The following is a 26,667-nucleotide window of genomic DNA, read 5'->3' as shown; positions in this document are numbered from 1 at the left end:
TGCCTTTCCGCCACCACAGAAATCACAGAGGCCTGAGAGCGGGTTCCTTCTGCACCGCTCCCAACAACCGATCGATCGCCAGCTCCACGTCCTGCTTCCAGGAGAGAGTCGTACGCAGCTCCAACCTCAGCCTGGGGTAGGCATAGTGCGGCCGGACCGTCTTGAAACCCACGGCGAGAAGGTGATCGGCGGGGAGCAGGCAGGCGGGCTCCCTCCAACGGGCATCCCCGAACGCCTCGATCGCCTTGAAGCCCCTCCTCAGCACGTCCTTGGCCACGGTCTGCACCATCACCCGGCCCAGCCCCTGCCCCTGGTATCCGGGCATCAGCCAGGCGGTGATCATCTGCACCGCGTCCGGCGAGACAGGACTGGTGGGAAAAGCCGTCGAGCGTGGCACATACGCGGGCGGCGCGTACAGTACGAAGCCCACCGGCACGTCATCCACATAGACCAGCCGTCCGCAGGAACCCCACTCCAGCAACACCGCCGATATCCAGGCCTCTTTCTCCAGATCGGGCCGACCCGCCTTCACAGCGGCATCACCACTGACAGGATCAAGCTCCCAGAAGACACACCTGCGGCAGCGCTTCGGGAGATCCGGCAGGTTGTCCAGGGTGAGCGGAACGAGTTGACGCCCCATGGAGACATCGTATCCATGGGGCGTCGTACGGCGGTGTTCTCGGCTGTCTCCTCGGCTGTGTCCTCGGTGGCTCGGATTCACTCGCCGCTGTCGTCGTCCCCTTGAGTGAGCTGGCGCTCCAGAAGCTGGTTCTCGCCGGGCGCGAACTGGCTCAGAATCCTCTCCAGATCCTCCATCGAGGCGAACTCGACGACGATCTTCCCCTTCCTCTGCCCAAGATCCACCTTGACCCGGGTGTCGAAACGGTCCGAGAGGCGGCTCGCCAGATGGTCCAGCGCGGGGGAGACCCGCTTACCGGCCCGTGCCCGAGCCTTGCTCTTTCCCTTCGGCTTGGGGTCCATCACGGTCACGATCTCCTCGACCGCCCGCACCGACAGCCCTTCGGCCACGATGCGGTGGGCAAGACGGTCCTGCTCCTCGGAGTCCTCCACCGACAGCAGCGCACGCGCATGCCCTGCCGACAGCACCCCGGCCGCCACACGACGCTGCACCGACGGAGAGAGACGCAGCAATCGGAGCGTGTTGGAGACCTGAGGACGCGAGCGGCCGATACGGTCCGCCAGCTGGTCATGGGTGCATTTGAAGTCCTTCAGCAGCTGATCGTAGGCCGCCGCTTCCTCCAGAGGGTTCAGCTGTGCCCGGTGCAGATTCTCCAGGAGAGCGTCCAGAAGGAGTTTCTCGTCCTCCGTAGCCCGGATGATCGCCGGAATCCGTTCCAGACCCGCCTCCCGACAGGCCCGCCAGCGCCGCTCCCCCATGATGAGCTCATACTGCTCCGGCCCCGTCTGCCGAACGACCACCGGCTGCAGGAGGCCTACCTCCTGGATGGAGGTCACCAGTTCCGCCAGGGCATCCTCATCAAACACCTCGCGCGGCTGCCGAGGGTTCGGAGTAATCGCGTCGACGGGCACCTCGGCGAAGTGAGCCCCTGCCGCCTCGTTGCTCACAGCGCCGTCCACGGCTTCGGTTTCACGTGAAACACCGTTGCCATGCTGCTGCCCGGCATCACTGGGCAGACCTGTCACCTTGGCTGCCGCCACACCACGCCCCGGGGTGAGCACCGGGACAGCGGTCGGAGAGGTCGCCCCGTTCTCTCCCACTACGGGGGTAACACTGTCATCCAGCCCCGTCGGCGCCGCGGGGATCAGCGCGCCGAGCCCTCGGCCCAGCCCTCTACGTCGTTCCGTCACTGAGTCCCCTCCACCATGTGCTGTTCCTGCTGCTTGCCGGCGCCTCGCAGCGCGATCTCCCGGGCCGCCTCCAGATAGGAGAGCGAGCCACTGGAACTCGGATCGTAAGTGAGAACCGTCTGCCCGTAGCTGGGTGCCTCCGAGATACGCACCGACCGCGGGATGTTGGTCCGCAGGACCTCCTTGCCGAAGTGTCCTCGCACCTCCTCCGCCACCTGGGAGGCCAGCCGCGTACGGCCGTCGTACATCGTCAGCAGAATCGTCGAGACATGGAGCTTGGGGTTGAGATGCCCCTTCACCAGCTCGACGTTCCGCAGGAGCTGCCCCAGCCCTTCGAGCGCGTAGTACTCGCACTGGATCGGGATGACCACCTCCGCGCCGGCGACCAGCGCGTTGACGGTCAGCAGGCCGAGCGAGGGCGGGCAGTCGATGAAGATGTAGTCCAGGGGCTGCTCGTAGGCGGAGATCGCCTTGTGCAGACGACTCTCCCTCGCCACCAGCGACACCAGCTCGATCTCCGCACCGGCGAGATCGATTGTGGCCGGAGCGCAGAAGAGACCCTCCACCTCCCGAACCGGCTGGACGACATCGGAGAGCGGCTTGCTGTCCACCAGAACGTCGTAGATCGACGGCACCTCGGCGTGGTGGTCTATCCCCAGGGCAGTGGATGCGTTCCCCTGGGGATCCAGGTCGATCACCAGGACCCGGGCGCCGTGCAGGGCCAGGGAGGCAGCGAGATTGACCGTGGTCGTGGTCTTGCCCACTCCACCCTTCTGGTTGGCGACCACCATCACCCGGGTCTCCTCGGGCCTGGGAAGACCCTCACCGGCACGGTTCATCGCCTCGACCGCCTGCTGGGCGGCACGGCCGACGGGGGCGGAGACATCCCCTTCGTACCGGGGGGAGGCGTCCATCGGAGGCGGTGTCTCACTCATCGTTTCACGTGAAACATCCGCCGTTTCAGAACGGGGACCCGGGACCGGATCGGTCATCGGTCCCGCGATATGGCCGTCGGACCGCAACGGTTCACTCTCCTCGACGTCAGGCTCGCAATGAGAAGAGACTGCCATGCCCTCCGGGTCGGGAACCAGCGAGCCCCGCTCACCTGTGGATGAATCCACCTCTGAGCGGGGCTCGGATGGGTCTGACGCGTCAGCCGCGCGCCCTCGACGGATGAATCCATGCAGAAAGCGACGTTTCACGGGAAGCACGATGCATCCACGTTCGCCTGCGATCGTGACGACACTCCGCATGGCTCGTCTTTGGCGACTCTACGGAGTAACGGAAGCCCCTTCGGGAGGCGTCCATCGGTCTTCCGGGGATCACCTACGGCGGCGCGCACTCCGTGAGCGACCGGTCCTGGCTGCCTTCGCTTTCTTGGCCGCGAAGCGCACCCCACCCGGGCTCTCGCCGACCTCCACACGCACCACGGTGGCGGTCGGCTCCACCAGGCCCTCACCGATGCGGAGCACCGAGGAGTCCACCGCACCGAGCTTCTGAAGCGCGGACCGCGCCGCCTTCAGCTCCTCCTCCGCCGTGTCTCCCTTGAGTGCCAGCATCTCGCCGTACGGCCGCAGCAGCGGCACACCCCAGCCTGCGAGCCGGTCCAGCGGAGCCACGGCTCGGGCCGTCACCACATGCACCGGAGGCAGCGACCCCAGAACCTCCTCGGCCCGGCCCCGCACCACCGACACATGGTCCAGCCCCAGCAGTTCGACGACCTCCTGAAGGAAGGTCGTACGCCGCAGCAGCGGCTCCAGCAGCGTGATCTTCAGATCCTGCCGCACCAGGGCGAGCGGAACACCCGGCAGGCCTGCGCCGGAGCCGACATCGCAGACCGTGACTCCCTCAGGCACGACCTCGGAGAGCACCGCGCAGTTCAGCAGGTGGCGCTCCCACAGCCGGGGCACCTCGCGCGGTCCGATCAGCCCGCGCTTGACCCCGACCTCCGCCAGCAGTTCCGCGTAGCGGACAGCATCGTCGAAGCGGTCACCGAAAACCTCCCGCGCCACCTCGGGCGCGGGAGGAAGGGGCGACGACACGGCGTCCGTCACGGCAGCACAACCACGCAGCGCTGCGGTTCCTCGCCCTCGGACTCGCTACGCAGCCCCGCCGCGGCCACCGCGTCGTGCACCACCTTGCGCTCGAAGGGCGTCATCGGCTTGAGCTTCACCGGCTCACCGGTGCGCTGCGCCTCCTTGGCCGCCTTGGTGCCCAGCGCCGACAGCTCCTCGCGCTTGCGGGCCCGGTAGCCGGCGATGTCCAGCATCAGCCGACTGCGGTCACCGGTCTCACGGTGCACCGCGAGCCGCGTCAGCTCCTGCAGGGCCTCCAGCACCTCACCGTCCCGGCCGACGAGCTTCTGCAGGTCCCGGCTGTCACCGTCGCTGATGATCGACACGGCTGCGCGGTCGCCCTCGACGTCCATGTCGATGTCGCCGTCGAGGTCCGCGATGTCGAGGAGCCCCTCGAGATAGTCGGCCGCGATCTCACCCTCCTGCTCGAGGCGGGTCAGGGTGTCGGTGCCCTCTGCGGTCGTGTCCGTCACGAGTGGACTCCTTCTTACTTCTTGGACGGGTGCTTGGAACGCTGCGAGCCCTTGCGCTGCCCGGGCTTCTTCTTCGACTGCTGCCCGGACCGCGTCGACGGGGAGTCCTTGGAGGCCTCCTTGCTCAGCGAGGTCTTCTGCCCGGCCTCCTTCTTCGCCTTGGCATCCGCCTCAGCCTGGGCCGCGGCGGCCTGGCGCTGCGCCTTGGTCATGCGCTTGGGCTGCTGGCGGTTGGCACGGGCGGCCTCGACGGCCTTCTTGGCCTCGACCTCCGCCGGGTCCTCCTTGAGCTTGCCCTTGGCCCGCAGCTTCTCCTGGCGCTGCTTGTAGGCCAGCGATCCCGGCGTCGGGTTGCGCTTGATGATGTACATCTGCTGCCCGAGGGTCCACACGTTGGTGGTCAGCCAGTAGACGAGGACACCGACGGGGAAGTTGATGCCGAAGACGGCGAAGATGATCGGGAAGACGTACATCAGCATCTTCTGCTGCTGCATGAACGGCGTCTTCGCCGTCAGATCGACGTTCTTGGTCATCAGCTGGCGCTGCGTGTAGAACTGCGACGCCGACATCATCAGGATCATGATGACCGTGACCACGCGCACGTCGGTCAGCGAGGCGCCCAGCGCCTGGACCGTCTCGGCGCTGTCCATGAACCGGGTCGCGATCGGGGCACCGAAGATGCTCGCGTTCCGGGCGCTCCCCACCAGGTCGGCGCCCATGACGCCGACCTCCTGGTTGTTCGCGATCTTGTTCAGCACCTGGTAGAGCGCCAGGAAGAACGGCGACTGCGCGAGAATCGGAAGGCAGCTGGAGAGCGGGTTGGTGCCCGTCTCCTTGTACAGCTTCATCATCTCTTCCGACTGGCGCTGCCGGTCGTTCTTGTAGCGCTCCTGGATCGCCTTCATCTTCGGCTGGATCGCCTGCATGTTCCGCGTCGCCTTGATCTGCTTCACGAAGAGCGGGATCAGGGCGATGCGGATCACGATCACCAGCGAGACGATGGACAGACCCCAGGCCCAACCGCTGTCCTCGTCGAACACGAGGCTGTACAGCTTGTGGAACTGGACGATGATCCAGGAAACAGCGGTATACAGAGGACCGAGGATCGTGTCGATCGTGTCCACGAGTCAGGCTCCTTGGGCATTGGACTGGGTCCGGTGCTGCCAGCGGTCACGCATCCGCTGGTGCCAGACCGGATGCTTCCGGGCGGGAACGTGGTCGACCCCGCCGGGCGACCATGGATTGCAGCGCAGAATGCGCCAGGCTGTCAGCGCCGTCCCCTTCACCGCGCCGTGCCGTCGGATGGCTTCGTAGCCGTAGTGCGAACACGACGGGTAGTACCGGCACACCGGACCGAGCAGCGGGCTGATGGTCCACTGGTACAACTTGATCAACCACAGCAGCGGGTATTTCACGACGGGCCTCCAAGCAGCCGCTGCAGCGCGGTGTCCAGATCGCGGGCCAGCCTGTCGTGGTCCGCCTCCCCCGCACCGGGCAGCGCCCGTATGACCATCAGGCTACCGGGCGGCAGAACGTCAAGCCTCTCCCGGACCAGATGACGCAGTCGCCGCTTCACGAGGTTGCGAACCACCGCGTTGCCCACTGCCTTGCTCACGACGAAACCCGCACGCGCCGGGGGAGTGACTCCTCCGGCGGCGTGCGGGTCCGTACGCTCCCCGGAATCACTCCGGGGCGACGCCCTGCGCAGATGGACGACGAGGAGCGGGCGCCCGGCCCGGCGTCCTCGGCGTACCGCGGCCGCGAAATCCTCGCGCCGCCTCAGCCGGTTCTCGGTGGGCAGCACGTCACGGATCCGCGGTCGGACTCGCCTGGTCGGTCAGGCCGACAGACGGGCGCGGCCCTTGCCGCGGCGGGACGCGAGGATCGCGCGGCCGGCGCGGGTCCGCATGCGCAGCCGGAACCCGTGGGTCTTCGCGCGGCGGCGGTTGTTCGGCTGGAAGGTGCGCTTGCTCACTCGGGGCTCCAGGAATGCTTGTGTCTCGTACGAGACGTGTGGGGCGCCGACTGGCTGTCACCGTGCGCCCACGAGTAGCTCGCAACGCCCGAGTGCACCGCTTCTATGATCACCAGGATCTTGCCCATCGGAGGCAGGCGGCAGCAGCCATCGACAACTCGACCTGGTTACGGTACGCGCGCCCGCACCATCAGGTCAAACCAGGGCCGGGCGGGGGGTTCTGTACACAGCCTGTGGACAACGACTTGAACCGCGCACGCCGCGCTGACTACCGTGGCCGAACTTCCGTTTCCTCCCGACCGTCCCAAGCACCACACATGGGTGGGACTGTCGAACCCGAACAACCCCGCCCCGCGAGTGAGTGAGAGAGCGTGCCCTGTGGCTGACCTACCTGCCGATCTTGCCGCAGTGTGGCCACGCGTGCTGGAACAGCTCCTCGCCGACGGCCAGGGAGTCGAGGCCAAGGACCAGCGGTGGCTCAAAGACTGCCAGCCCCTGGTGCTGGTCTCCGGCACCGCGCTGCTCGGCGTGCCCAACGAGTACGCGAAGGGCGTACTGGAGGGACGGCTCTCCCCGCTGATCACCGACGCGCTCAGCCGCGAGTGCCAGCAGCCGATCCGCCTGGCGATCACCGTCACCGGGCCGGCTCCCGAGCCCCAGGCCCCGGCGCCTCCCGCTCCGCCGGCGTCCCCGGAACCACCGCAGCACCGCCGGCCGGCACCGCACCAGCAGCCGCTGCACTTCGACGAGCCGCGCTACGACGCTCCCCGGCACGGCGGCCGCCACGCCCGGCAGCACGACCCCCGGCACGAGGACCGGCAGCAGGAACTCGAGCTGCCCAGCGCGCGGCCCGCGTACCCGGACTATCCGCACGCGCCCCAGCAGCACCAGCCCGGGGGCTGGCCCCGGCCCCAGGACCCCGACGCCTGGCAGCCGCCGCGCGACCCGTACCAGTCGCAGAGCCCGTCGTACGAGCCGCCCTCCTACGACGGCCGGCACCACGCCTCCCCCTACGACCAGCCACCGGTGCCGCGCTATGACGGCGCCCGGGGCACCGGCCGCCCCGATCCACAGCAGCTCCCCGCCCCCAGCGGCGCCCCCGGCCCGCTCGCCGCGCAGCCCGCGCCCGCGACCGGCCCCGGCGAGCCGACGGCCCGGCTGAACCCGAAGTACCTCTTCGACACCTTCGTCATCGGCGCCTCCAACCGCTTCGCGCACGCCGCCGCGGTGGCCGTGGCCGAGGCGCCGGCCAAGGCGTACAACCCGCTGTTCATCTACGGCGAGTCCGGGCTGGGCAAGACCCACCTGCTGCACGCCATCGGGCACTACGCCCGCAGCCTCTACCCGGGCACCCGGGTGCGGTACGTGAGCTCGGAGGAGTTCACCAACGAGTTCATCAACTCCATCCGCGACGGCAAGGCGGACGCGTTCCGCAAGCGCTACCGCGACATGGACATCCTGCTGGTCGACGACATCCAGTTCCTGGCGAGCAAGGAGTCCACCCAGGAGGAGTTCTTCCACACCTTCAACACCCTCCACAACGCCAACAAGCAGATCGTGCTCTCCTCCGACCGGCCGCCCAAACAGCTGGTCACCCTGGAGGACCGGCTGCGCAACCGCTTCGAGTGGGGGCTGATCACCGACGTCCAGCCGCCGGAGCTGGAGACGCGCATCGCGATCCTGCGCAAGAAGGCCGTCCAGGAGCAGCTGAACGCGCCGCCGGAGGTGCTGGAGTTCATCGCCTCGCGGATCTCGCGCAACATCCGCGAGCTGGAGGGCGCGCTGATCCGGGTCACGGCCTTCGCCAGCCTCAACCGGCAGCCGGTCGACCTGGGCCTGACCGAGATCGTGCTGAAGGACCTCATCCCCGGCGGCGAGGACGCCGCCCCGGAGATCACCGCGGCCAACATCATGGCGTCGACGGCCGACTACTTCGGGCTGACGGTGGACGACCTGTGCGGCTCCTCGCGCAGCCGCGTCCTGGTCACCGCGCGGCAGATCGCCATGTACCTGTGCCGCGAGCTGACCGATCTGTCGCTGCCGAAGATCGGCGCCCAGTTCGGCGGCCGGGACCACACCACCGTCATGCACGCCGACCGCAAGATCCGCGCGCTGATGGCCGAGCGGCGGTCCATCTACAACCAGGTCACCGAGCTGACCAACCGCATCAAGAACGCCTGACGCCGCTGAGCCCGCCGCCGCGCACGGCCGGTGCGGACCACGCCGGCTCCGGCACGCACCGCACGCGGCCGCACCGGCCCCCCGACAGCGAGAAGCCCCCGAGGAGGTCCCTCCCGGGGGCTTCTCGCTGTTCGAATCCACAGCCGGGAAGAAGAGTGATCCACAGATTCACCGACTTTCCTCCGTCCACACTCTGGGGACCATCGGGTTGTCCAGATAGCGTCCACAGGCACACCGCTCGATGATCGAATGAGCCTGGTCAGATGCCTGGGGATCTGTGGTCAGAAGTTATCCACAGGCTGTGGATCCCGAATGTGCCCACAAGCGGCAGATCGGATTGTCCACCGCCCGCCCACAGCCCCGGCCGCGTTGTGCACAGCTTTCACCAGCTTCTCCACAGGGCTGTCCACTGTTCGACAACATGGCGCGCGATGTCACCCCTCCGTGTGAAAGGCGTCACACCGAGGGGCTGGGTTGGGCTGTTGAGAAGGTGGGTAAAACTGTGGGCGACCCTGGGGAGAAGTCCCGGATCGCTGTGCACGGGATGTGCAGAACTTTCCGGCGTCCACAGGACCCCCCTGTTCGTCCACGTCCCCACCCACAGGGCCGGTGGACAAAACTTCCGGCCTGACCTGCGCGGATCGAGTTATCCCCGGTTTCCACAGGCCCTACTACTACGACCACGGAGATAAAGGGCGGACATCGATCGGAAACGGGCCCTGTGCACAACTCGGCCAGACCGCGCTCCGCGTCCCTCCGCCCGACTTGACCCCGACCCGCCCCGACTGTCAGCCGGGTGCGTCAGACTGGTCCCCGGCGACAAGCCGACGACGAAGACCAGCAAGGCGAGCAGCCAGCAACAGCGGGAGGCGGCTTAAGTGAAGATCCGGGTGGAGCGCGACGTCCTCGCGGAGGCGGTGGCCTGGGCGGCCCGCAGCCTGCCGGCCCGGCCCCCGGTGCCGGTCCTCGCGGGCCTGCTGCTGAAGGCCGAGGAGGGCTCGCTGAGCCTGTCCGGGTTCGACTACGAGGTCTCGGCACGGGTCTCGGTGGAGGCCGATGTGGAGGAGGACGGCACCGTCCTCGTCTCCGGCCGTCTGCTGGCCGACATCTCGCGCGCCCTCCCCAACCGCCCGGTGGAGATTTCCACAGACGGTGTACGGGTGAGCGTCGTCTGCGGATCCTCGCGGTTCACACTCCACACACTGCCTGTGGAGGAGTACCCGGCTCTTCCCCAGATGCCGGGCGCGACCGGCACGGTCCCCGGAGAGGTCTTCGCCGCCGCCGCGGCCCAGGTCGCCATCGCCGCCGGACGCGACGACACCCTTCCGGTGCTCACCGGCGTGCGCATCGAGATCGAGGGCGACACCGTCACCCTGGCGTCCACCGACCGCTACCGCTTCGCGGTCCGCGAGTTCCTGTGGAAGCCGGAGACGCCGGACGCCTCCGCGGTGGCCCTCGTCCCGGCCAAGACCCTGCTGGACACGGCGAAGTCCCTCAGCGGCGGCGACAACGTGACGCTGGCGCTGTCGGGCTCCGGTGCCGGCGAGGGCCTGATCGGTTTCGAGGGCAACGGGCGGCGGACCACGACGCGGCTGCTCGAGGGCGACCTGCCGAAGTACCGCACGCTCTTCCCGACGGAGTTCAACTCGGTCGCGGTGATCGAGACGGCCCCCTTCGTGGAGGCGGTCAAGCGCGTGTCCCTGGTGGCCGAGCGGAACACCCCGGTGCGGCTCACCTTCGAACAGGGCGTCCTGATCCTGGAGGCGGGATCCAGCGACGACGCACAGGCCGTGGAGCGTGTGGACGCGCAGCTGGAGGGCGATGACATCTCGATCGCCTTCAACCCGGGCTTCCTGCTGGAGGGCCTGAGCGCCATCGACGCCCCGGTCGCGCAGCTCTCCTTCACCACCTCGACCAAGCCCGCGCTGCTGAGCGGCAGGCCGGCGGTGGACGCGGAGGCGGACGAGGCGTACAAGTACCTGATCATGCCGGTGCGGCTGTCGGGCTGAGGCCGGTGGATGGCCGGGGCGCCCGGCCGGGTGTGCGGGGGCGTCCCCCGCGCGGGTGCGGCTGCCGGGCCGAGTCCGGAAGCCGGCGGTCCCGGCCGGGAGAGCTGGAGGGCCGCCGGGGCCCGGTCCGCGCGCATACGAGCGGAGTGTGCCCGCAGCTGTGCGCCGCCCCCTCCGTCGTAGGCTCGTACCCGGGTACGCAACACCAGGACACCGAAGAAAGGCCCCCTGATGGAGCTCGGTCTCGTCGGTCTCGGCAAGATGGGCGGCAACATGCGCGAGCGCATCCGCCGCGCAGGCCACACCGTCGTCGGATTCGACCGCAACCCCGACCTCGCCGACGTTCACAGCCTTGAGGAGCTGGTGGACTCGCTGAAGGCCCCGCGGGTGGTGTGGGTCATGGTCCCGGCCGGCGGCCCGACGCAGTCGACGATCGACGCGCTGGGTGAGCTGCTCTCCCCCGGCGACGTGGTCGTGGACGGCGGCAACTCCCGCTGGACGGACGACGAGCGGCACGCCGGGGAACTGGCGGCCAAGGGCATCGGCTTCGTGGACTGCGGCGTCTCCGGCGGCGTGTGGGGCCTGGAGAACGGCTACGCGCTGATGTACGGCGGTGACGCCGAGAACGTCGCGAAGGTGCAGCCGGTCTTCGACGCCCTCAAGCCGGAGGGCGAGTTCGGCTCCGTGCACGCGGGCAGGGTGGGTGCCGGCCACTTCGCGAAGATGGTCCACAACGGCATCGAGTACGCGATGATGCAGGCCTTCGCCGAGGGCTGGGAGCTGCTGGAGGCGGCCGAGGCCGTCACCGACGTCCGCGAGGTCTTCCGCTCCTGGCAGGAGGGCACCGTCATCCGCTCCTGGCTGCTGGACCTGGCCGTCCGCGCGCTGGACGACGACGAGCACCTGGGAGCGCTGCGCGGCTACGCGGCCGACTCCGGCGAGGGCCGGTGGACGGTGGAGGCGGCGATCGACCACGCCGTGCCGCTGCCCGCGATCACCGCGTCGCTGTTCGCCCGCTTCTCCTCGCGCCAGGACGACTCCCCGCAGATGAAGATGATCGCCGCGCTGCGCAACCAGTTCGGCGGCCACGCGGTGACCGCCGCGGCCGGCGGGGAGAAGGGCGCCGACGCGCCGGGCGCGGACGTCACCCCGCCCGTCGGCGGCTGACCGGCCCAGAAGCGGATCCGATGCACGTCACGCATCTGTCGCTGGCCGACTTCCGGTCCTACGCCCGGATCGAGGTTCCGCTCGATCCGGGCGTCACCGCTTTCGTCGGTCCGAACGGCCAGGGCAAGACCAATCTCGTCGAGGCGGTCGGCTACCTCGCGACGCTGGGCAGCCACCGGGTCTCCTCCGACGCCCCGCTGGTGCGGCAGGGCGCCGAGCGCGCCGTGGTGCGGGCGGTGGTGCGGCAGGGGGAGCGGCAGCAGCTGGTGGAGCTGGAGCTGAACCCGGGGCGGGCCAACCGGGCGCGGATCAACCGCTCCTCGCAGGTCAGGCCGAGGGATGTGCTGGGCATCGTGCGCACGGTGCTGTTCGCCCCGGAGGACCTGGCGCTGGTGAAGGGCGACCCCGGGGAGCGCCGCCGTTTCCTGGACGAACTGGTGACGGCGCGCTCGCCGCGGATGGCGGGGGTGCGGTCGGACTACGACCGGGTGCTCAGGCAGCGCAACACCCTGCTGAAGACGGCCGCGATGGCGCGCCGGCACGGCGGTGCCTCCGGCGGCGGGGCGCTGTCCACCCTGGATGTGTGGGACCAGCACCTGGCCCGTGCCGGGGCGGAGTTGCTGGCGCACCGGATGTCGCTGGTGGCGGCGCTGGGGCCGCTGGCGGACAAGGCGTACGAGCGGCTGGCCCCGGGCGGTGGCCCGGTGGTGCTGGAGTACCGCTCGCCGGTTGAGGGCGGTACGCGCGAGGAGCTGTACGAGGGGCTGCTGGCCGCGCTGTCCGAGGCGCGCCGCCAGGAGATCGAGCGCGGTGTGACGCTGGCGGGTCCGCACCGTGACGATCTCGTGCTGAGGCTGGGGGAGTTGCCGGCCAAGGGGTACGCGAGCCACGGGGAGTCGTGGTCGTATGCCCTGGCGCTGCGGCTGGCCTCGTACGACCTGCTGCGCGGCGAGGGCAACGAGCCGGTGCTGGTGCTCGACGACGTCTTCGCCGAGCTGGACGCCAGGCGGCGGGAGCGGCTGGCGGAGCTGGTGGCGCACGGTGAGCAGGTGCTGGTGACGGCGGCCGTGGAGGAGGACGTCCCCGAGCTGCTGGCGGGGGCGCGGTACGCGGTCGGAGGCGGGGAGGTGACCCGGTTGTGAGGCGTGAGGATCGTCCGGAGGAGCTCTCCGGCCTGTCCGGGAGTCCTTCCGCACCCTCCTCCCCGGGCGGGCGGGGGGATTCCGCGGAGGTGCGGATTCCGGGACCGGCGGCCGAGCCGTCGGGGGTCGATCTGGCCAGGGTGGCGCTGCGTGCGGCCCGGGAGCAGGCGCGGGCGCGCGGTGGTGCGGCGCGGCAGAAGCGGCAGGCCCGTGTCGGCGGCCTGCGGTCCGGGGCGCGGCGGGACGGGCGTGACCCGCTGCCGCTGGGGGCGGCGATCGAGCGGCTGAAGACCGAGCGCGGCTGGGAGATGCCGATGGCGGTCGGCGGTGTGATGGGCCGCTGGCCGGAGTTGGTGGGCCCGGAGCTGGCGCGGCACTGCGTACCGCAGTCCTACGACGAGCAGGAGCGGGTGCTGTCGGTGCGCTGCGACTCGACGGCGTGGGCGACGCAGGTACGGCTGCTGGCTCCGCAGCTGGTGGCGCGGCTGAACGCCGATCTCGGGCAGGGGTCGGTGAAGTCGATCAGGGTCCGGGGGCCGCAGGCGCCGGACACCCGGCACGGCCGGCTGCGCGCTCCGGGCAGCCGGGGGCCGGGGGACACCTACGGCTGACGGCCGGCCTCGGCGGGCCGCCCGTCGGCCTTAGGTGCCCTCCCGGGTTCCGGAAGGAGCCGCCCGGCTGCTGCGGAAAGGCCTCTGACCAGCGCGGACACCCGGTGTGGGAGGAGGGGCGGAGGCCTTCGTTCCGTGAGTGCGCTCACAGTGACGGTCCATTGACATGCCGAGGCGCTGAGGGCCGTCGTGAGCGTCCTGGGGGCCCGGCCCGCATATGGGGAGTCGGCGGAGGCCGGTTCAGGGCGGCACATGCGGCCCCAGGTACCGGCAAACCCCCATCGATGTCAGTGGTACCGGTAGACTGGAGACACACCCGCCTTACTGCGGAACATGTCGAACGACGCAGCCGCTCCTGCCGTGCGGACAGGGTCTCCGGAAGACCTTCCGGAACTCTTCCCTCCGGTCGCAGGGGAAGGCTTGTGCTGTGCCAGAAAGGGCGCTTCGTGGCCGATTCCGGCAACTCCAACGAAACCATCCCCGCCTCCGGCGAGGAGACCCCTGTCCCGTCCGCGACCCCGTCCGTCTCCGGAGCCGGTGGCGGCGAGCCGTCGTACGACGCCAGTGCGATCACGGTCCTGGAGGGCCTGGACGCGGTCCGCAAGCGGCCCGGCATGTACATCGGGTCCACCGGTGAGCGCGGCCTCCACCACCTCGTGCAGGAAGTGGTGGACAACTCCGTAGACGAGGCGCTGGCCGGCCACGCGGACACCATCGACGTGACGCTGCTGGCCGACGGCGGCGTCCGGGTCGTGGACAACGGCCGCGGCATCCCGGTGGGCATCGTCCCCTCCGAGGGCAAGCCGGCCGTCGAGGTCGTGCTGACGGTGCTGCACGCGGGCGGCAAGTTCGGCGGCGGCGGCTACGCGGTCTCCGGCGGTCTGCACGGTGTGGGCGTCTCGGTGGTCAACGCGCTGTCCACCAAGGTCTCGGTCGAGGTGAAGACCGACGGCTACCGCTGGACGCAGGACTACAAGATGGGTGTGCCCACCGCTCCTCTCCAGCGGCACGAGGCCACCGAGGAGACCGGCACGACGGTCTCGTTCTGGGCCGACGGAGACATCTTCGACACCACCGACTACTCCTTCGAGACGCTCTCGCGGCGTTTCCAGGAGATGGCCTTCCTCAACCGCGGTCTGACGATCACCCTGACCGACGAGCGGGCGGCGGCCAAGCAGACGGCCGGCGCCGACACCGCGGACACTTCCGAGGACGACAAGCCGCGCCACGTCCGCTACCACTACGAGGGCGGCATCTCGGACTTCGTCCGCCACCTCAACTCCCGCAAGGGCGAGCCCGTCCACCCCTCGGTGATCGACATCGAGGCGGAGGACAAGGAGCGCAAGATCTCGGTGGAGATCGCGATGCAGTGGAACACCCAGTACACCGAGGGTGTCTACAGCTTCGCGAACACCATCCACACCCACGAGGGCGGCACCCACGAGGAGGGCTTCCGGGCCGCGCTGACCGGTCTGGTCAACCGTTACGCGCGCGACAAGAAGCTGCTGCGCGAGAAGGACGACAACCTCACGGGCGAGGACATCCGCGAGGGTCTGACGGCGATCATCTCGGTGAAGCTGGGCGAGCCGCAGTTCGAGGGCCAGACCAAGACGAAGCTGGGCAACACCGAGGCCAAGACCTTCGTCCAGAAGATCGTCCACGAGCACTTCGGCGACTGGCTGGACCGCAACCCCAACGAGGCCGCAGACATCATCCGCAAGGGCATCCAGGCGGCCACCGCGCGCGTGGCGGCCCGCAAGGCGAGGGACCTCACCCGCCGCAAGGGCCTGCTGGAGACGGCCTCGCTGCCGGGCAAGCTGAGCGACTGCCAGTCCAACGACCCGGCCAAGTGCGAGATCTTCATCGTCGAGGGCGACTCCGCGGGCGGCTCGGCCAAGTCCGGCCGCAATCCGCAGTACCAGGCCATCCTGCCGATCCGCGGCAAGATCCTGAACGTGGAGAAGGCGCGGATCGACAAGGTCCTGCAGAACCAGGAGGTCCAGGCGCTGATCTCGGCCTTCGGCACCGGGATCCACGAGGACTTCGACATCTCCAGGCTCCGCTACCACAAGATCATTCTGATGGCCGACGCCGACGTCGACGGCCAGCACATCAACACCCTGCTGCTGACGCTGCTGTTCCGCTTCATGCGGCCGCTGGTCGAGGCCGGCCACGTCTACCTGTCCCAGCCGCCGCTCTACAAGATCAAGTGGTCGCGCGACGAGTTCGAGTACGCGTACTCCGACCGTGAGCGCGACAGCCTGATCCGCCTGGGCCGCGAGCAGGGCAAGCGCATCAGGGAGGACTCGGTCCAGCGCTTCAAGGGTCTGGGCGAGATGAACGCCGAGGAACTGCGCGTCACCACCATGGACCAGGCCCACCGGGTGCTGCGCCAGGTGACGCTGGACGACGCGGCCGCCGCCGACGACCTGTTCTCGATCCTGATGGGCGAGGACGTGGAGGCGCGGCGCTCGTTCATCCAGCGCAACGCCAAGGACGTCCGCTTCCTCGACATCTGAGTCGGCCGTACGCCGCTCAACGAAGGGATTGACCAGTAATGGCCGACGAGACCACCCCTGCCCCGACCGAGGGCGACGCCGCGCCCGGCCCCCTGGCGCCGGCCCCGGGCGTCCCCGTGGTCGACGAGAGCGCCGGACTCCGGGTGGAGCCGGTCAGCCTCGAGACCGAGATGCAGCGCTCGTACCTCGACTACGCGATGAGCGTGATCGTCTCGCGTGCGCTGCCCGACGTGCGCGACGGGCTCAAGCCGGTGCACCGCCGTGTGCTGTACGCCATGTACGACGGCGGCTACCGGCCCGAGAAGGGCTTCTACAAGTGCGCCCGCGTCGTCGGCGACGTGATGGGCACCTACCACCCGCACGGCGACACCTCCATCTACGACGCCCTGGTCCGTCTGGCCCAGCCGTGGTCGATGCGGATGCCGCTGGTGGACTCCAACGGCAACTTCGGCTCGCCGGGCAACGACCCGGCCGCCGCCATGCGCTACACCGAGTGCAAGATGGCGCCGCTGGCCATGGAGATGCTCCGGGACATCGACGAGGAGACCGTCGACTTCCAGGACAACTACGACGGCCGCAACCAGGAGCCGACCGTCCTGCCGTCGCGCATCCCCAACCTCCTGGTCAACGGCTCGGCGGGTATCGCGGTCGGCATGGCCACCAACATCCCGCCGCACAACCTGCGCGAGGTGGCCGCCGGCGCCCAGTGGTACCTGGAGCACCCCGAGGCCACGGGCGAGGAGCTGCTCGAGGCGCTGCTGGAGCGGATCAAGGGACCGGACTTCCCCTCCGGCGCGCTGGTGGTGGGCCGCAAGGGCATCGAGGAGGCGTACCGCACCGGCCGCGGCTCGATCACGATGCGCGCGGTGGTCGAGGTGGAGGAGATCCAGGGGCGCCAGTGCCTGGTCGTCACCGAACTGCCCTACCAGGTCAACCCGGACAACCTGGCGCTGAAGATCGCCGAGCTGGTCAAGGACGGCAGGGTCGCCGGCATCGCGGACGTCCGCGACGAGACGTCCTCGCGCACCGGCCAGCGGCTGGTGATCGTCCTCAAGCGGGACGCGGTCGCCAAGGTCGTGCTGAACAACCTGTACAAGCACACCGATCTGCAGACCAACTTCGGCGCCAACATGCTGGCCCTGGTCGACGGGGTGCCGCGCACGCTGTCGCTGGACGCGTTCATCCGCAACTGGGTCACCCACCAGATCGACGTCATCGTCCGCCGCACCCGCTACCGGCTGCGCAAGGCCGAGGAGCGCGCCCACATCCTGCGCGGCCTGCTCAAGGCGCTGGACGCGATCGACGAGGTCATCGCCCTGATCCGGCGCAGCAACACCGTGGACGTGGCGCGCGGCGGGCTGATGGAGCTGCTGTCCATCGACGAGATCCAGGCGAACGCGATCCTGGAGATGCAGCTGCGCCGCCTGGCCGCCCTGGAACGGCAGAAGATCACCGCCGAGCACGACGAACTCCAGGCGAAGATCGACGAGTACAACGCGATCCTGGCCTCGCCCGAGCGTCAGCGGCGGATCATCGGTGAGGAACTGGCCGCGATCGTCGACAAGTACGGCGACGACCGGCGCAGCAAGCTGGTGCCCTTCGAGGGCGACATGTCCATCGAGGACCTGATCGCCGAGGAGGACATCGTCGTCACCATCACGCGCGGCGGCTACGTCAAGCGCACGAAGACCGACGACTACCGCTCGCAGAAGCGCGGCGGCAAGGGTGTGCGCGGCACGAAGCTCAAGGAAGACGACATCGTCGACCACTTCTTCGTCACCACCACCCACAACTGGCTGCTGTTCTTCACCAACAAGGGCCGCGTCTACCGGGCGAAGGCGTACGAGCTGCCGGACGCCGGGCGGGACGCGCGCGGCCAGCACGTGGCGAACCTGCTGGCCTTCCAGCCGGACGAGACAATCGCCCGGATCCTGGCGGTCCGGGACTACGAGGCCGCGCCGTACCTGGTACTGGCCACCAAGTCGGGCCTGGTGAAGAAGACCCCGCTGAAGGACTACGACTCCCCCCGCTCCGGCGGCGTCATCGCCATCAACCTCCGGGAGCTGGAGGGCGGCGGCGAGGACGAGCTGATCGGCGCGGAGCTGGTCTCGCCCGAGGACGACCTGCTGCTGATCAGCAGGAAGGCGCAGTCGATCCGGTTCACCGCGACCGACGACGCGCTGCGCCCGATGGGGCGCGCCACATCCGGTGTGAAGGGCATGAGTTTCCGTGAAGGGGACGAACTGCTCTCGATGAACGTGGTGCGAGCCGGTACGTTCGTTTTCACCGCCACCGATGGCGGGTACGCGAAGCGCACGGCCGTGGACGAGTACCGCGTTCAGGGCCGTGGTGGTCTGGGCATCAAGGCGGCCAAGATCGTGGAGGACCGCGGTTCGCTGGTGGGGGCCCTGGTGGTCGAGGAGACGGACGAGATCCTCGCCATCACCCTCGGCGGCGGCGTGATCCGTACGCGGGTCGCCGAGGTCAGGGAAACCGGGCGTGACACGATGGGCGTCCAGTTGATCAACCTCGGCAAGCGCGACGCCGTGGTCGGTATCGCACGCAATGCCGAGGCCGGCCGTGAGGCCGAGGAGGTCGACGCGGAGACGGGTGCCGAGGACGGCACCGAGGAGTCCTCGCCGGCGTCTTCCCCGGAGACGGCCGCCGAGGCGGCTCCGGACAACGAGGAGTAGACAGAACGTGAGTGGAACCGCGGGCGCCGCCAGGGGCGGCGACGATGAAGGCGGCGCCCGTGGACCGGCCGCTGACGACGCTCGACGACAGGGCGAATCCCACCGTGGGGGAACAACCGTGACCAGTGCCCACCCGCAACCGCAGCCGCACGCCCAGCAGCACGCGAGCGCGCCGCAGCCGCACCAGCCGCCGCAGGCATACCCGCCTCCGCCGGGCGCCACCCCGCCGCCGCGGGCCGCCCAGGAGGAGCGGGACGACCTCCGGCAGGACGTCATGCGCCGCTCGCGCACCGGCGCCCGTACGGTCCCCCGGACGCGCAAGGCGCGGCTGCGGGTGGCCAAGGTCGACCCGTGGTCGGTGATGAAGGTCGGCTTCCTGCTGTCGATAGCCCTCGGCATCTGCACCGTGATCGCGGTGGCGGTGCTGTGGATGGTGATGGACGCCATGGGGGTGTTCGCGGCGGTCGGCGGGACGGTCAGCGAGGCGACCTCCTCGGACAGCGGCGAGGGCTTCGACCTCCAGGGCTTCCTGTCCCTGCCCCGGGTGCTGACCTTCACCTCGGTGGTGGCGGTGATCGACGTGGTGCTGATGACGGCCCTGGCCACGCTGGGGGCGTTCATCTACAACATGTCGGCCGGCCTGGTCGGCGGCGTCGAGGTGACCCTCGCGGAGGACGAGTGACCCCCGGGAGCCTCCCGGGCGCCGCACCGGAGCGGCCGCGGACCGACGCGATTTTGGCACGCGGCTGAAGTGCGCTAATCTTTCGGTGCAGCGCGGGGCTATAGCTCAGACGGTTAGAGCGCTTCCCTGATAAGGAAGAGGCCACAGGTTCAAGTCCTGTTAGCCCCACACGGCGGACCGAGCGCCCGGACCCTCCCCGGAGGGGCCGGGCGCTCGGCGTTGTAGGCCCTCCCGTGCGCGGAGGGGCGGGTGCCGTCCGTCCGGGTCGGTCGCTCTGCCGGGATGCCCGCTTGGGTATCATCGGGCGCCAGTAGGTCCCAACGTCTAGAAGAGGACGAGGTAGCGCGGTGAAGAAGCTTCTCCTGATCGCACTGGCCGCCGTCGGCGGGCTCCTCGTGTACCGCCAGATCCAGGCGGATCGCGCCGAGCAGGATCTGTGGACGGAGGCGACCGACTCCGTGCCCGCGGGTTCGGGCGTCTGAGAGCAACAGGTACTTCGCGCGAAGCCCCGGCCGGTCTCCGGCCGGGGCTTCGCCGTCTTCGCGCGCCCGGGCCCGGGCGGTGGGTGCGCACATGTTGCGGGACCGTGACGACAGTTGCCTTGATATACGCGTTAGCAAATATCTACGATGCTTCCGCAAAGTCAAGCCGAGAGGCGCGCCCGAGGGGGACGAAGGTACATGGCACGACTCCACCGCCGCATGGCAGCGGCGTTGAGCTGCGGGACACTCTTGGCGCTGATCGCGTCACCGCTCGCCGCCGCAGTCCCCCGCGGGGCTCCGGCAGCGCCGCGGACGGTTGCGGAAGGCAACGCCTCGCTGGTGATGGTGCTGGACTCCTCCGGCTCGATGTCCGAGGACGACGGCTCGGGCAGCACCCGTATCGAGTCCGCCCGCCGCGCCGTGGGCGCGGTCGTCGACGCGCTCCCCGACGGCCACCCCACCGGCCTGCGGGTCTACGGCGCCGACCGGGACGAGGGATGCACCGACACCCGCCTGGTGCGGCCGGTGGAGCCGCTGGACCGCGCCGCGGTCAAACGCGCCGTCGCCGAGGTGGAGCCCAGGGGGGACACCCCCATCGGTCTGGCGCTGCGCAGAGCGGCCGAGGACCTGCCGGAGGCGTCCGGAGGTTCCCTGGACCGCCGTACGATCCTGCTGGTCTCCGACGGCGAGGACACCTGCGGCACCCCCGACCCGTGCGAGGTCGCCGCCGAACTCGGCGGACGGGGATCCTCGTCGGGGTCCTCGGGGACCCTGCGGATCGACGCCATAGGCTTCCAGGTGGACGGTAAGGCCCGCGAGCAGCTGGAGTGCATCGCCCGGGCCGGCCACGGCTCGTACTACGACGCGCCCGACGCCGGCGCCCTGGCCCGCCAGCTCCAGCGTGCCTCGCGGCTGTCCGCCGACGGCTACCGCATGGAGGGCGAGCGGATCACCGGCGGGCGGACGGCGGACGACGCGCCCGAGATCGCCCCCGGTCAGTACACGGACACCATCGGCCCCGGCGAGAAGCGCTGGTACGCCGCGGAGCTGGGCGGTCCCGCCGAATCGGCCGCCGACGACCTCGCCGTGACGGCCGTGCCCCAGCCCGGGGTGCCGGTCGCCTCCATGGACGGCCTCCGGCTCACCCTGGTCCGGGACGACAAGTACCGGCCGCAGTGCGGCAGCGCCTGGCGGTACTTCGGCCGGAACGCCGGAGCCATGCCGATCACCGCCGCCGTCAGCCGGATCCCCTCGGCCGCCGCAGACCGGGCCTGTGACGGGGCGGGCCGCTATCTGCTGACGGTCGAACGGCGCTCGCACAAGGACTCCGACCGGGGCCGGTGGCCCCTCGAACTGCTCCTTGCCACCGAGAAGCCCCTCGCGAAGGGCACCGTGCCGGCGCACTCCGAGCCCGACTACGGCGCGGGCGGTGCGAACGCGCCCCTGCCCACCGACCCGCCGCGCGACGTCGAGGGCGGCACCGGCTTCAACGACGCCCGCCGCCTCGGACCGGGAGTGTGGCGCGACGAGCTGGTCCCCGCACAGACCCGCTGGTACCGGGTGCGGGTCGGCTGGGGCCAGCAGCTGCGCTACGACGTGGAGTTCGGCAACGAGCCGACCGTCGGCGGCCCGGCCGGGAAGCTGACGCGGGTGAGCACCGATGTGTACGGCCCCACCCGGGTGCCCGTCCAGCCGGACGGCGAGTTCGACACCCAGGCCCTCTACCGCGGCGAGCCGGCGGCGGTGTCGGGCGGCACGGTGCCGGTGGCGTGGACCAACCGCTGGGAGAGCGCGACCCGCGCGGTGCCGGTGCGGCGCGCGGGCGAGTACCACATCGGCGTCGGCCTCGACCCGGACGCCGCGGAGCTCGCCGAGAACGTCGCCGTCGGTTTCGTGCTGCGCGTGGCGGTGATCGGCGAGGAGAAGGCCGGACCGGAGCACGGCGCGCCCGCCGTACGCGAACGCGACGACGGGCGCGGCGGCGGTCGCGACGCCGTGGACACGCGGGAGGAAGCGGGGGCCGACCGGGACGGATCGGGCCCCGGCGGTGCAGGATGGTCCGGTCCGGCCGTCGCCGCGGCGGCCGGGGCCGTGACGGCGCTGGCGATCGCGCTGGCGGCCGTGTGCACGCGGTACGCACGCTCGCGCGGGCGCGCGGCGACGCGTACGGCGGAGGCGGAGGGCGGCGGCGCCGGCGGGACGGCGAACGGCACGGCCAACGGCAAGACGGAGGGTGGCGCATGGTGAAGGGGCGGGCGGGACGCACGATGAGGAACTCACTGGCCGCCGCGGCGGCACTGTGCGCGGTCGCGGCACTGCCGGGCTCGGCCGCGGCCGCGCGGTCGGCCGGACCGGACGACCTGCCCGCGTACGAGACGGCTCCGGGCGCCCAGCGCGTCGAGGGCGAGGAGAGCAGCGCCCACGGGCCGTCCATCGAACCGGGCTTCTACACCGACGACATCGGACCGGGCGAGCGCAGGTACTACAGCGTCACGCTGGACGGCGAGTCCAACGTCTGGATCTCCGCGACCGCCCTGCCCGAGCCGGGCACCCGGGTCAAGAGCATGGACGGCATCGAGGTCTCCCTGGAAGCGGCGGACGGCACCGACTGCGGTGACGGGGACGTGAGCTTCGGCTCCGACGACACGGCCAGACCGATCGCCGACCTCGCCGGACGCATGATCAAGAAGGACGGCTACTGCCAGGAGCCGGGCGTCTACCACTTCTCCGTGGAGCGCGACAGCCACGAGACCGCCGACGCCGGACGCTGGCCGCTGGAGATCTCCTTCATGCGGGAGCCGGGGCTGCGGGACCCGGCCTCCGGCGGTCCGTCCGAGGCCGCACCCGACGCCGCGACGCCGAGCCCGCCGGGGGCGCCGGAGGGGGAGGCCAGGCCCATCGAGGGCGGCACCGGCTTCAACGACGCACCCGGTATGGGCGAGGGCAACTGGAGGGACCGGCTGCGGCCCGGCGAGACCCGCTTCTACAAGGTGCCGCTCGACTGGGGCCAGCGGCTCCACACCCAGGTGGAGTTCGGCACGGCCAAGGCCAGGGGCGACAGGGCCCCGTACGTCAGCGGCGCCTTCCGGGTGGACTTCTACAACACCGCCCGCGGGCGGATCGGCACCGACGGAGTGGGCTACCGGCCCGACCAGCCCGCCGCGTACCGGCTGGACGGGCAGCGCGTCGCGTTCGCCAACCGCTTCGACGGCGGCACGAAGCTCGGCGGGACGCGCTTCGCGGGCTGGTACTACATAGCGGTGCACGCGAACGCGAAGCTGGCCGAGTCCGTCGACGGCACGGTGCCGGTGGTGCTGCGCACCACGATCGCGGGCGAGCCGGTGGCCGGTCCCGAGTACGACGGGAACGCCGAGGAGGCCGGCTTCGGGGTCACCGAGAACGACCGCGAGGCCGCGGCCGAGGGGCTGAACCGGTCGGCCGCGGAGAGCGGGGAGACCCTGCGGCTGCTGGGCTGGGCCGGGATCGGCTCCGGCACCGCGCTGATCCTGGGGCTCGGCCTGTGGACGGTCCTCGCCCGGCGGAGCGCGGCCCGCGCCTGAGGGCCGGGGCCCGCCACGGCCCCCCGGGGCGCCGCGGCTGCCGGGTGTCAGGGCGCCTGGGTCAGGGCCCAGACGCCGACGGCGATGAGGACCAGGGCCAGCACCAGGAGCGGGGCCGCCACCTTCGGGGGCGGCCCCGGCCTGCGCGTCGCGGGGGCGCGGTGCCCGGCGTCCGCCGGCCCTGCGGGGGCGAGCGGCCGGGCCGTCGTGTAGGGCCGTGTCGGCTGGGTCTGTTGCGTCGGCATGCCGGCGAGGGGCGGCTGCGAGTACGGCTGCGGATACCCGTACGGCTGGGCGGGGGCTCCGGGAGACGTCTGCGTGGTCTCCTGCGCCGGCACGTGGGCCGGGGCCGCCGGCGGGGCAGGAGCCGGGAACGGCGGGGCCTGCGGCGGTTCCTGGGGGTGTGTCCGCACGGGCGGGGGAAGGTGGAAGCTTCCGGTGTCGGAGACCGGGAACGCCGCGGCCTGAGGGCCTTCCCCGTCCCCGCTCCCCGGCCCCCGTCCGAGGTCCCCGGAATCCCCGGTGTCCCCGGGGCTCCCCGCCTCCTGCGGGCCCTCCCTGTTCTCCGGCCCGTCCGGCCCGAACCCCGGCGGCAGCGGACCGATCTGGTCGAAGACCTCCACGGCCTCCTGCTCCGCCGCGGCGTCCGCCGACAGCAGCTCCACGGCGGACGCCAGCGCCCTGCGCACGCCCGTCGCCGTACGGAAGCGGGCTTCCGGGTCGGGGTGCAGCAGGGTGCCCAGCACCTGCCACAGCGGCTCGGGGATGTCCTGCGGCGCGGACGGCACTCCGTGGACGTACGCCTCCACCAGCGCCTGGGAGTCGGGCTTGCGGCCGGTCAGCAGGTACAGCGCCACCAGCCCGACCGCGTACAGGTCGGCGGGGAAGTCAGGTTCGGCGCCCATCAGCTGCTCGGGGGCGAAGTAGCCGGGGGTGCCGACCACGTAGTCGGCCTCGGTCAGCCGCGGTTCGCCCTTGCGCATCGAGATGCCGAAGTCGGACAGCCGCAGATGGGGCCGGCCGGTGCCGGTGGCTTCCAGCAGGATGTTGGCGGGCTTGATGTCGCGGTGCACCACGTCCTCGGCGTGCACCGCGGAGAGCCCCGAGAGCAGCTGGTCGAGCAGTGCGCACACATACGCCGGGGGCAGGGGGCCGTAGTCGCCGATGAGGTGCGCGAGCGACCCGCCGCGGACCAGGTCCATGGTGAACAGGACCTTGTCGTCGTCGGCGGCCCAGCTCGTCGGGGCGAGGACGTGGGGGTGGTCGATGCGCAGCGCCTGCTCGCGGACGAACCGCAGCAGGGTGTGCGCGTCGCTCTGCTGGAGGACCTTGGCGGCCACGTAGCGCCTGCGCCGGTGGTCCCAGGTGCGCCAGACCGCACCCACGCCGCCGCGTCCGATCGGGTCGACCAGTTCGTACCGACCCGCGAAGACCTCGCCCATCGCGCTGTGCCCGCCTCGTCCCTGTACCCGTCGGTTGCCCGTCCCGCCGGCCGCCGCCGCCGTTCTCAGGCCTGGTGCGCCTCGTAGTGCCGGACCGCGTCGGCGGTCTTGCCCGCGCCGTACACCCTCAGGAACTCTGCCAGCTCCGGGTGGCTTTCGGCGAGGGAGTCGGAGGCATCGATGATGTCGGCCGCGTCCGCGACCGAGCGCAGCAGCGCCTGGATCTCGCGTACGACGCGCTTGACGGTGGTGGCCTGGCCGCCGGAGGGGGTGACATGGGTGGAGGAGGTCAGCACGTTGCCGCCGGCGGTGCGGCGGATCTCGTCCATGCGCTGGGTGGCCTCGGCCGCGGTGACGGTGCCCTTGCTGACCTCGGCGGCCAGTTCCTGCAGCGCCTGGACCCGCTGGACGACGGCGGGGTTGCCGATCTTCGCCCGCTGGCCGCTCATCAGCTGGGAGAGCATGGGGGCCGAGAGGCCGAGCACCGTGGCCAGCCGTGCCTGGTTGAGACCGAGGTCGTCGATGAGCCGGCGGAAGAGGGTGCCCAGCGGTTCGCCGTACCACTGGCTCTGCAGTTCCCTCGCCCGGGCGGTCGCCTCCTGCTGTGCTGCGTCCATCGCTCTCTCCCCTGATCTCCCCGGGTCCGCTTCGCTGGAGCGAACTTCCGGAGCATCCTACGGAGGCGGCGCACGCGGAGCGATACCCGGTCGGAACCAACCCGGGGCATTGGGTACTCTGTTCCATGGCGGGGCTTTAGCTCAGTTGGTAGAGCGCTGTCTTTGCATGGCAGATGTCAGGGGTTCGACTCCCCTAAGCTCCACACCACACAGGCCCGGTGCCGCGGAATCCACGGATTCCGCGGCACCGGGCCTGCTGCGTGCCGTGCCGCTTCGTGAGGTCCCCCGCGGCTTACGCGAGGTGCGCGACGGGCCGCCCGCCGGAGGGATGGCGGCCGCCGGCGCCGTCAGCGCTCCTCGTCCGACGGGGCGGCCTCCGAGGGGGTGCCCTGGGTGTCGGTCTGTGCGGCGGTCGCCCCGGCCTTCGGCCCGGCGGATCCGGTGCCCTCCATGACGGCCGCGTCCTCGCCGACCTCGGTGGCGGCCGGGGGCTCGACCAGCCAGTCGGGGCTGGACTGCCTCTCCCACCACTTCCAGACGGCCGCCACACCGCCGGCGACGACACCGACCACCATCAGCCGCTTGAACGCCCGGCCCCTGCGCGCCCGGCGGGCCTTGCGCCGTGCGAGCTTGCGGATGTCCTGGGCGGTCAGCTCGCCGCGCAGCGCGGCGACGGCCGCGGTGGAGCGGGCCACCGCCGCCTCCCGTACCGGGCCCGCCGCGGCGCGGGCGGCCTCGACGCGTGGGGTCGCGTACTCGCTCGCCGTACGCGCCGCCTCGCGGGTGCGGTGGGCGGCCCGGGCGGCGGCCTGGTCGACCGCGGGGGGCAGGGTCTCGCGGGCTTGCTCCAGCCGCGGCGCGACACGGGCGGCGTACTGTCCGCGCACCGTGGACCGGGCCTGTCCGGCCGCGAGGGCCACCTTCGGCGCCACCGCTTCCGCGGCGTGCCGCACGGTCTCCCTCGCGTTGTCGGTCGCGCTGCGCACGCTGTCCATGCGGGTCACGGGATCTCCTCCTCGTCGGTGGCGTGTGTCTTCCGCCTTCCACCCATGGTGGAGATCATGCCTTCACAACGGTGTCGAGGCATGTCTCAACGGGCATACGGGCTATGGCGTATTTCCGGTGTTCGTTCCGTTTGACGCGCCCGTGCCCTTCTCGTCCCGCTTCCGCCCGCGCCTTCCCCCGGCTTCCGCGGCCCACGTGGTCCAC

At 70.7% G+C, this 26,667-nt stretch carries 23 protein-coding genes and 2 tRNA genes; 13 read left to right on the top strand and 12 right to left on the bottom strand.

All coding sequences use genetic code 11. The features are described from left to right. Nucleotides 1-22: 22 nt before the first annotated feature. The 9 genes from ACW69E_RS02220 to rpmH form a co-directional block, all read right to left on the bottom strand. On the bottom strand, nucleotides 23-640 hold the full coding sequence (locus ACW69E_RS02220) for a GNAT family N-acetyltransferase (RefSeq protein ID WP_457496460.1): 618 nt from the start codon (nucleotides 638-640) through the stop codon (nucleotides 23-25). A 77-nt stretch (nucleotides 641-717) separates the two neighbouring features. Next, nucleotides 718-1,830: a ParB/RepB/Spo0J family partition protein gene (locus ACW69E_RS02215; protein WP_457496459.1), complete on the bottom strand. Its 1,113-nt coding sequence runs from the start codon at nucleotides 1,828-1,830 to the stop codon at nucleotides 718-720. Beyond that, a complete protein-coding gene (locus ACW69E_RS02210; RefSeq protein WP_457496458.1) occupies nucleotides 1,827-2,900 on the bottom strand; it encodes a ParA family protein in 1,074 nt (357 codons plus the stop codon). The genes ACW69E_RS02215 and ACW69E_RS02210 overlap by 4 nt, the downstream gene beginning before the upstream one ends. Before the next feature lie 252 nt (nucleotides 2,901-3,152). Next, on the bottom strand, nucleotides 3,153-3,884 hold the full coding sequence (rsmG, locus tag ACW69E_RS02205) for a 16S rRNA (guanine(527)-N(7))-methyltransferase RsmG (RefSeq protein WP_457496457.1): 732 nt from the start codon (nucleotides 3,882-3,884) through the stop codon (nucleotides 3,153-3,155). Then, nucleotides 3,881-4,378 (bottom strand): Jag family protein, encoded by a 498-nt coding sequence (locus ACW69E_RS02200; protein WP_457496456.1) that lies wholly within the window; start codon nucleotides 4,376-4,378, stop codon nucleotides 3,881-3,883. Before ACW69E_RS02200 ends, rsmG begins: the two co-directional genes overlap by 4 nt. Nucleotides 4,379-4,392: 14 nt before the next feature. Next, the gene (yidC, locus tag ACW69E_RS02195; RefSeq protein WP_457496728.1) at nucleotides 4,393-5,493 is read right to left on the bottom strand and encodes a membrane protein insertase YidC; all 1,101 of its coding nucleotides are present in this window, start codon (nucleotides 5,491-5,493) and stop codon (nucleotides 4,393-4,395) included. Nucleotides 5,494-5,505: 12 nt separating this feature from the next. Further along, nucleotides 5,506-5,793 (bottom strand): membrane protein insertion efficiency factor YidD, encoded by a 288-nt coding sequence (gene yidD / locus ACW69E_RS02190; protein WP_206347352.1) that lies wholly within the window; start codon nucleotides 5,791-5,793, stop codon nucleotides 5,506-5,508. After that, on the bottom strand, nucleotides 5,790-6,182 hold the full coding sequence (rnpA, locus tag ACW69E_RS02185; RefSeq protein ID WP_457496455.1) for a ribonuclease P protein component: 393 nt from the start codon (nucleotides 6,180-6,182) through the stop codon (nucleotides 5,790-5,792). Before rnpA ends, yidD begins: the two co-directional genes overlap by 4 nt. Nucleotides 6,183-6,215: 33 nt before the next feature. Further along, nucleotides 6,216-6,353, bottom strand: a complete 138-nt coding sequence (rpmH, locus tag ACW69E_RS02180; RefSeq protein WP_003949374.1) for a 50S ribosomal protein L34 — start codon at nucleotides 6,351-6,353, stop codon at nucleotides 6,216-6,218. Between the two features lie 378 nt (nucleotides 6,354-6,731). On the opposite strand from rpmH, the gene dnaA reads away from it, so the two are divergent. The 12 genes from dnaA (at nucleotide 6,732) to ACW69E_RS02120 (ending at nucleotide 23,399) form a co-directional block, all read left to right on the top strand. After that, on the top strand, nucleotides 6,732-8,534 hold the full coding sequence (gene dnaA, locus ACW69E_RS02175) for a chromosomal replication initiator protein DnaA (protein ID WP_457496454.1): 1,803 nt from the start codon (nucleotides 6,732-6,734) through the stop codon (nucleotides 8,532-8,534). Nucleotides 8,535-9,412: 878 nt separating this feature from the next. Further along, nucleotides 9,413-10,543, top strand: a complete 1,131-nt coding sequence (dnaN, locus tag ACW69E_RS02170; RefSeq protein ID WP_457496453.1) for a DNA polymerase III subunit beta — start codon at nucleotides 9,413-9,415, stop codon at nucleotides 10,541-10,543. A gap of 231 nt (nucleotides 10,544-10,774) precedes the next feature. Further along, nucleotides 10,775-11,710, top strand: a complete 936-nt coding sequence (gnd, locus tag ACW69E_RS02165) for a phosphogluconate dehydrogenase (NAD(+)-dependent, decarboxylating) (RefSeq protein WP_457496452.1) — start codon at nucleotides 10,775-10,777, stop codon at nucleotides 11,708-11,710. 20 nt (nucleotides 11,711-11,730) lie between these two features. After that, the gene (recF, locus tag ACW69E_RS02160) at nucleotides 11,731-12,852 is read left to right on the top strand and encodes a DNA replication/repair protein RecF (protein ID WP_457496451.1); all 1,122 of its coding nucleotides are present in this window, start codon (nucleotides 11,731-11,733) and stop codon (nucleotides 12,850-12,852) included. Nucleotides 12,853-12,941: 89 nt separating this feature from the next. Further along, complete coding sequence (locus ACW69E_RS02155) at nucleotides 12,942-13,463, top strand: DUF721 domain-containing protein (protein ID WP_457496450.1); 522 nt, start codon at nucleotides 12,942-12,944, stop codon at nucleotides 13,461-13,463. A gap of 422 nt (nucleotides 13,464-13,885) precedes the next feature. After that, a complete protein-coding gene (gene gyrB / locus ACW69E_RS02150) occupies nucleotides 13,886-15,982 on the top strand; it encodes a DNA topoisomerase (ATP-hydrolyzing) subunit B (RefSeq protein ID WP_457496449.1) in 2,097 nt (698 codons plus the stop codon). A 38-nt stretch (nucleotides 15,983-16,020) separates the two neighbouring features. Then, a complete protein-coding gene (gene gyrA, locus ACW69E_RS02145) occupies nucleotides 16,021-18,675 on the top strand; it encodes a DNA gyrase subunit A (protein ID WP_457496448.1) in 2,655 nt (884 codons plus the stop codon). A 7-nt stretch (nucleotides 18,676-18,682) separates the two neighbouring features. Then, nucleotides 18,683-19,357, top strand: coding sequence for a DUF3566 domain-containing protein (locus ACW69E_RS02140; protein WP_457496447.1), 675 nt, complete (start codon nucleotides 18,683-18,685; stop codon nucleotides 19,355-19,357). Nucleotides 19,358-19,451: 94 nt separating this feature from the next. Next, nucleotides 19,452-19,525, top strand: a tRNA-Ile gene (locus tag ACW69E_RS02135). 179 nt (nucleotides 19,526-19,704) lie between these two features. Further along, nucleotides 19,705-19,839, top strand: coding sequence for a DLW-39 family protein (locus ACW69E_RS02130; protein WP_217655894.1), 135 nt, complete (start codon nucleotides 19,705-19,707; stop codon nucleotides 19,837-19,839). Between the two features lie 198 nt (nucleotides 19,840-20,037). After that, complete coding sequence (locus ACW69E_RS02125; RefSeq protein ID WP_457496446.1) at nucleotides 20,038-22,086, top strand: vWA domain-containing protein; 2,049 nt, start codon at nucleotides 20,038-20,040, stop codon at nucleotides 22,084-22,086. Between the two features lie 20 nt (nucleotides 22,087-22,106). Next, a complete protein-coding gene (locus tag ACW69E_RS02120; RefSeq protein ID WP_457496445.1) occupies nucleotides 22,107-23,399 on the top strand; it encodes a hypothetical protein in 1,293 nt (430 codons plus the stop codon). A gap of 47 nt (nucleotides 23,400-23,446) precedes the next feature. Here the strand turns inward: ACW69E_RS02120 and ACW69E_RS02115 are convergent, their stop codons facing one another. Together ACW69E_RS02115 and ACW69E_RS02110 are read right to left on the bottom strand one after the other, a co-directional pair. Continuing rightward, nucleotides 23,447-24,841 (bottom strand): protein kinase domain-containing protein, encoded by a 1,395-nt coding sequence (locus ACW69E_RS02115; protein ID WP_457496444.1) that lies wholly within the window; start codon nucleotides 24,839-24,841, stop codon nucleotides 23,447-23,449. 65 nt (nucleotides 24,842-24,906) lie between these two features. After that, nucleotides 24,907-25,458: a helix-turn-helix domain-containing protein gene (locus ACW69E_RS02110; protein WP_206347342.1), complete on the bottom strand. Its 552-nt coding sequence runs from the start codon at nucleotides 25,456-25,458 to the stop codon at nucleotides 24,907-24,909. A 130-nt stretch (nucleotides 25,459-25,588) separates the two neighbouring features. Here ACW69E_RS02110 and ACW69E_RS02105 point away from each other — a divergent pair. Beyond that, nucleotides 25,589-25,661 (top strand) — tRNA-Ala (locus ACW69E_RS02105). A 144-nt stretch (nucleotides 25,662-25,805) separates the two neighbouring features. On the opposite strand, the gene ACW69E_RS02100 is transcribed toward ACW69E_RS02105, so the two are convergent. Then, nucleotides 25,806-26,462, bottom strand: a complete 657-nt coding sequence (locus ACW69E_RS02100) for a DUF5324 family protein (RefSeq protein ID WP_457496443.1) — start codon at nucleotides 26,460-26,462, stop codon at nucleotides 25,806-25,808. Nucleotides 26,463-26,667: the final 205 nt, after the last annotated feature.

This window comes from Streptomyces sp. SS8, from assembly GCF_054072955.1.
The sequence above is the reverse complement of the archived record's forward strand: the minus strand, read 5'-3'. Positions and strand labels throughout refer to the sequence as shown.